The following is a 5,860-nucleotide window of genomic DNA, read 5'->3' as shown; positions in this document are numbered from 1 at the left end:
CCCGGAGCCGGCGTCGGTCCGACGTCTACATGCGGCTCCTGGCTCTCGATCGCCGCTTCGACGTCGCCGACCGCCTCGACCGCCGCGCGGGCCGGCCGCTGCGCGAGCGGGTGGTGCAGGACGTCGAGGTACCCGTCGAGCGGCTGCCGGAGTTCCTCGAGTGGTTCGACGCCGAGGTCGGGATGCGTCCGGTCTGGCTCTGCCCGCTGGTCGCCACCGGATCGGTCGGTGGACGCGGCTGGACGACGTACCCGCTGACGCCGGGGGAGACCTACGTGAACGTCGGCTTCTGGGGCAGCGTGCACGTCGGCCCGGACGCCGTCGACGGCCCGCGCAACCGCGCGATCGAGCAGAAGGTGCACGACCTCGGTGGGCACAAGTCGCTCTACTCCGAGGCCTACTACGACCGGGCCACCTTCGACGACCTCTACAGCGGCGCCGAGCTCGCGCTGGTCAAGAAGCGCTACGACCCCGACGACCGACTCACCAGCCTTTTCGACAAGACCGTCCGGAAGAAGTGAGGGACACCGTGAGCACTGCCACCAGGACCACCACGAGAAGCACGCTCAAGATCGGAGACGTCGTCGCCGACCTGATGCTCGACGGGATGGCCGTTCGCTTCACCGCCTACGACGGCAGCTCGGCCGGGCCCGAGGACGCCGAGATCCGCCTCGAGCTCACCAGCCAGCGCGGGTTGCAGTACCTCGTCACGGCGCCCGGCGACCTCGGTCTGGCCCGGGCCTACGTCGCCGGTGACCTGCTCGTGCACGGGGCCCACCCGGGCAATCCCTACGAGGCCATGCAGAAGATCAAGGACCACACGAAGTTCCGGACGCCGTCGGCGGCAGAGCTCGTCACCATCGTGCGCGGGCTCGGGCTCTCCAACCTCAAGCCGCCGCCGCCCCCGCCGCAGGAGCACCTGCCGCGCTGGCGCCGGGTGATGGAGGGCCTGCGGCACTCGATGGTGCGCGACGCCGAAGCCATTCACCACCACTACGACGTCTCGAACGCCTTCTACGAGATGGTGCTGGGGCCCTCGATGGCCTACACCTGCGCGGTCTACCCCCACGAGGGCGCGACCCTCGAGGAGGCGCAGTTCGAGAAGTTCGACCTCGTCGCGCGCAAGCTCGGCCTCGAGCCCGGCATGCGTCTGCTCGACGTGGGCTGTGGCTGGGGCGGCATGGCCCGGCACGCCGCCAAGGAGTACGGCGTGCAGGTGCTGGGCGTGACGCTGAGCCAGGAGCAGGCGTCGTACGCCAGGGAGATGCTGGACCGCGAGGGGCTCGCGGACCTCGCCGAGGTGCGACACCTCGACTACCGGCACGTGCCCGAGGGCGACTTCGACGCCGTGAGCTCGATCGGCCTCACCGAGCACATCGGGATCCGCAACTACCCGTCGTACTTCTCGTTCCTCCACGACAAGCTCAAGCCCGGGGGGCGCCTGCTCAACCACTGCATCACGCGCCACCACAACCGGCTCGAGCAGACCGGGGCCTTCATCGACCGCTACGTCTTCCCCGACGGTGAGCTCACCGGCAGCGGCACGATCATCGCGGCCGCGGAGAACGCCGGCTTCGAGGTGATGCACAGCGAGAACCTCCGGGTGCACTACGCGCGGACCCTCGCCCACTGGAACGACAACCTCGTCGCCAACTGGGACGCCGCCGTCGAGGAGGTCGGCATCGGGACCGCCCGCGTCTGGGGGCTCTACATGGCCGCCTGCCGGGTCGGCTTCGAGCGCAACGAGGTGCAGCTGGTGCAGGTGCTCGGCGCGAAGGTCGACGCTGACGGCCACGACGGGTTCCCACTTCGACCCAGCTGGTGAAGCACCGGTAACCTCACGCTGATGAGCACCCGGGCCAGCACCTACACCGCGCAGGTGCTGCGTCGTGTCGAGATCTCCGACCACCTCGTGCGCCTCGTGCTGGGCGGGCCCGGCCTGACCGCCTTCACGTCCACCGGGATTCCCGACGAATGGGTCGGTCTGGTCGTGCCTGGACAGTTCCAGAGCCGCTACTACACGGTGCGTTCGTGGGACGGCGTCGAGCTCACGCTCGACGTCGTGCGTCACGACGTCGGCCTGGTCACCGAGTGGTCCGGCACCGACTGCGTCGGCCAGACCTGCACGATCACCGAGCCCAAGGGCTCCTTCGTGCTCCCGGACGGCGCCGCGTGGCTGATGCTGGTCGGCGACCTGACGGCGATGCCCGCCATGGCGCGGATCGTCGAGGAGACGACGTTGCCCACCCAGGTGTGGGCCGAGGTGCCCGACGACCTGCCCGACTACCTCGGTGCGGACTTCGACGACGTGTCGTGGCTCGAGCAGCCCGGCGACGGCCAGAGCGCGCTGGCGTCCGTGGTGCCCGACCTGGCCTGGCCCGAGGGCGACGGCTACTTCTGGATGGCGGGGGAGTCCTCGCAGATGCGGGCGATCCGCAAGCACCTGATGCCTGACCGCAAGCTGCCCAGCACGGCGTACGACGTGATGGGCTACTGGCGCGGCGGCGCCGTGCGACAACCGCGTGCGGTCGACCCGGGTCCGATCTACCGGGCCGGCAGAGCAGCAGGCAAGAGCAACGACCAGATCTGGGCCGACTACGACGACGCGAGGGACACATGAGCGAGAACACCCCGGCACCGGCCCACCGCAGCGGGTTCGCCTCGTTCGTCGGGCGCCCCAATGCAGGCAAGTCGACGCTGACCAACGCCCTGGTGGGGCAGAAGGTCGTCATCACGTCGTCCAAGCCGCAGACCACCCGCACGGTCGTGCGCGGCATCGTGCACCGCGACGACGCCCAGCTGATCCTGGTCGACACCCCTGGTCTGTACCGCCCCCGCACGTTGCTGGGGGAGCGGCTCAACGACCTGGTCAAGACGACGCTGGCCGAGGTCGACGTCGTGGCCGTGTGCTTCCCGGCCAACGAGAAGATCGGGCCCGGCGACCGCTTCATCGTCAACGAGATGGGCAAGGTCAAGCGCACGATCAAGGTCGCGATCGTCACCAAGACCGACCTGGCCACGCCCGAGCAGCTCGGCGAGCACCTGCTCGCGATCGACAAGCTCGGCGTCGAGACCGGGACCGACTGGGCCGAGATCGTGCCGGTCTCGGCCAAGGAGGGTCACCAGGTCCAGCTGCTGGCCGACCTCCTCGTGGGACTGATGCCCGAGGGGCCGCAGCTCTATCCCGACGGTGACCTGAGTGACGCCCCCGAGGAGATCATCGTCGCCGAGCTGATCCGCGAGGCCGCCCTCGAGGGCGCCCGCGAGGAGCTGCCGCACTCGATCGCGGTCGTCGTGCAGGAGATGAACCTGCGTGAGGACCGTCCCGCCGACAAGCCCCTGCTCGACGTCCACGTCAACCTCTACGTCGAGCGTGAGTCGCAGAAGGGCATCATGATCGGCCACAAGGGGGCGCGCCTGCGTGAGATCGGAACCGCCGCGCGCACCCAGATCGAGGCCCTGCTCGGCACGCCGATCTACCTCGACCTCCAGGTCAAGATCGCCAAGGACTGGCAGCGCGACCCGCGCCAGCTGCGCAAGCTCGGCTTCTGACCCTGTGTGTGACCGGGGCCTGGCGCGTCAGTCCGGCGCCCAGCAGCGGATGAACGTCTGCCCGACCTTCCACTGCGCACGGTCGGGGCCCTCGAAGGCCCACTCGTAGTCGAGCGGATCGGCGGCCCGGTCGGCTGCAGTGTCCTGGCACGGCGTCGAGCCGGCGTCGGCGATGGCGTCGGCGCCCGGGTAGTCGCCCGCGGGGAGGCCGACCACCGAGATCGCGCGCCACGAGTGGGTCCGGCTGCAGGGCACTCGCTCGAAGCTCTTCTCGTCGGGGCTGGCGGTGCCACACATGCCGTACGTCGTCCGCCCGGCGGGGGTGTCGAGGGCGCCCGCGAGTGAGCCGCGCACGCTCACGAGCTTGTCAGCGCCGGCGAGGGCGACGACGTCGCAGCGGTACCAGTCCGAGCCGGCGTCGGACTCCTCGACGGTGGGGGTGAACCACACCGCTCGCAGCATGCTCAAGCGCGCGTCGTCGAGGGTCCCGCCGACGGCGCTCTGCAGAGCCCCGGGGCACGTCGTGGCGACCTGCTCCTGCACGCGGGAGGAGTCGATCGCGAGCAGGTGGCCGTCGACCACGTTGTCGACCCGGCCCACGGCGTACGTCTCAGAGGTGTGGGCCTTCTTGCAGGCCACTGTCTCGAGGTCGGCCGTGGGAGCGACGGCCTCCGAGAAGGACAGCCGGTGACACGTGTCCTTCTTGGGCTTCGCGGGCTCGGTGGCCCGCGGCGGTGGGGCCGGCGTGGGCGAGGGCGTCGGGCTGGCCGAAGCGCTCTCGCCGGGTGCCGCTCCGTCGTCCGACCCGCCCTGCCCGCCGGAGGAGCACCCGGTGGCGAGGACGACGACGGCCACGGCCATGGCAGCGGTCCGACGTCGAAGCCGACGCAGGTCAGTCACTGGTCTTGGCCCAGCAGACGGAGCGACGGTTGCCGGCGTCCCACTCTGCCTCGTGGAACCACGTGAAGCCGTAGTCGAAGTCGATCGGGTAGTTGAGCCAGGCGCCCACGGAGTCGGAGCAGAAGTTGCGGGTCTTGGTCTCCACGAGCTCATCGCCGGGGTAGGCGTCAGCAGGCTCGCCGAGCTTGATCGTGGTGACCGCGCGCCAGTCGTGGGTCTTGGAGCAGGGCACCTTCTCGCCGGCGTCGACCGAGGAACCCTCGACGCAGGCCATCCACTTGTCGTCGGGACGGCCCTGGAGGATGCCGCGCGCGGTCTCGGGGAGGTTGAGCAACGCGGTGCTCTGCTCGCTCCCGCCGACGGCGTCGCAGCGATACCAGCGCTGGCCCTCTGCCCACGCCTTCGGGGACGGGCGGAACCACGCCCACGACAAGATCGAGCGCATCACGACGCTCTCGTCGCCGCCGAGGAACTTCTGCAGCTGCGTGGTGCAGGTGTCGAACGCGTAGGCCCCGACCTCGGGGGAGTCGTAGGCCGACTCGGCGAAGGTCGGCGGCATCGTGCCGACGGCGTAGGTCTGCGCGGTGTGCGGACCGGCGCACGGCACCGAGTCGCTCTCGTCGTGGGTGAGCATGATGTCGTCCGGCTCGAGGGCGCGGCACGTGCCGAGCTGAGGGGTGTCGATCGACTCGGCTCCCTCGCCGGAGCCTGTGTCGTCGGCTGCCGTGCCGCACCCGACGAGTGCGAGCGTCAGGGTTGCCGAGACCACCCAGCGCCACACCCCGTTGCCCCCTCGCCTCATGTGGACCGATGCTACCGGCGGCACCGTGTGCGGACTGACGCTGGCCGCAGCGAGCGTCGACCGACGCTCGGACGTGCCTGTGACCCCGCTGGTCGCAGCGGGGTGTGGGGGCGTGGTGCTCAGGGCTCGGGTGGGTCGTCAAGGGGTGTGGTGACGGGCATCCGGCCGTGCCGCCTGCCCCTGACGACTCGGAATCGTTCACCCGACGGGCTGGTCCAGTCGTAAACCCCGGGGTGCGGGCTGTCGTAGGCCCAGGCGCTGAAGGTCTTGGCGCGGTGGTGCTTCCTGCACAGGAGCGAGAGGTTCGACGTCGTTGTTTTCCCGCCCGCGGAGGGGTTCTGCTTGTCGAACGGAACGCGGTGGTCGAGGTCGCAGTACTCGGCACGTCTGGTGCAGTTGGGAAAGACGCAGCACTGGTCGCGCAGGCGTACTTGTTCGACGAGCTTGGCGGTCGGCACGTAGGCCTGCGTGGAGATGTCTTGGTTGAGGTCGATGACGGGCTTGATGGTGACGGTGGTGCCGGCGGTCTGGCACCAGTCCTTGAGCTGCTCGATCAGGACGTCTCCGCCGCCGATGTTGTCCAACGTGGCGTGGGGGCTGTCGGGG

Annotated in this window: 6 protein-coding genes and 1 pseudogene; 4 read left to right on the top strand and 3 right to left on the bottom strand. The window is 69.9% G+C overall.

Annotated elements, in window-relative coordinates; translation table 11 throughout:
* The 4 genes and pseudogenes from VOI19_RS12615 to era all read left to right on the top strand — a co-directional run.
* Positions 1-521 (top strand): annotated as a pseudogene (locus tag VOI19_RS12615) (FAD-binding protein); the annotation flags it as partial.
* Positions 522-529: 8 nt separating this feature from the next.
* On the top strand, positions 530-1,825 hold the full coding sequence (locus VOI19_RS12610; protein WP_323793313.1) for a cyclopropane-fatty-acyl-phospholipid synthase family protein: 1,296 nt from the start codon (positions 530-532) through the stop codon (positions 1,823-1,825).
* A gap of 21 nt (positions 1,826-1,846) precedes the next feature.
* A complete protein-coding gene (locus VOI19_RS12605) occupies positions 1,847-2,620 on the top strand; it encodes a siderophore-interacting protein (protein ID WP_323793312.1) in 774 nt (257 codons plus the stop codon).
* Complete coding sequence (gene era, locus VOI19_RS12600) at positions 2,617-3,552, top strand: GTPase Era (protein ID WP_323793311.1); 936 nt, start codon at positions 2,617-2,619, stop codon at positions 3,550-3,552. Before VOI19_RS12605 ends, era begins: the two co-directional genes overlap by 4 nt.
* 27 nt (positions 3,553-3,579) lie before the next feature.
* Here the strand turns inward: era and VOI19_RS12595 are convergent, their stop codons facing one another.
* The 3 genes from VOI19_RS12595 to VOI19_RS12585 all read right to left on the bottom strand — a co-directional run.
* On the bottom strand, positions 3,580-4,413 hold the full coding sequence (locus VOI19_RS12595; protein ID WP_323793310.1) for a septum formation family protein: 834 nt from the start codon (positions 4,411-4,413) through the stop codon (positions 3,580-3,582).
* A gap of 31 nt (positions 4,414-4,444) precedes the next feature.
* Positions 4,445-5,254 (bottom strand): septum formation family protein, encoded by an 810-nt coding sequence (locus VOI19_RS12590; protein WP_323793309.1) that lies wholly within the window; start codon positions 5,252-5,254, stop codon positions 4,445-4,447.
* A 119-nt stretch (positions 5,255-5,373) separates the two neighbouring features.
* Positions 5,374-5,860 (bottom strand): HNH endonuclease signature motif containing protein (locus tag VOI19_RS12585; protein ID WP_323793308.1); only part of this gene is annotated, 487 nt, incomplete at its 5' end.

The sequence above is a fragment of the Nocardioides sp. genome (assembly GCF_034670285.1).
Taxonomy (GTDB): Bacteria; Actinomycetota; Actinomycetes; order Propionibacteriales; family Nocardioidaceae; genus Nocardioides.
This window is presented reverse-complemented; position numbering and strand designations above follow the sequence as displayed.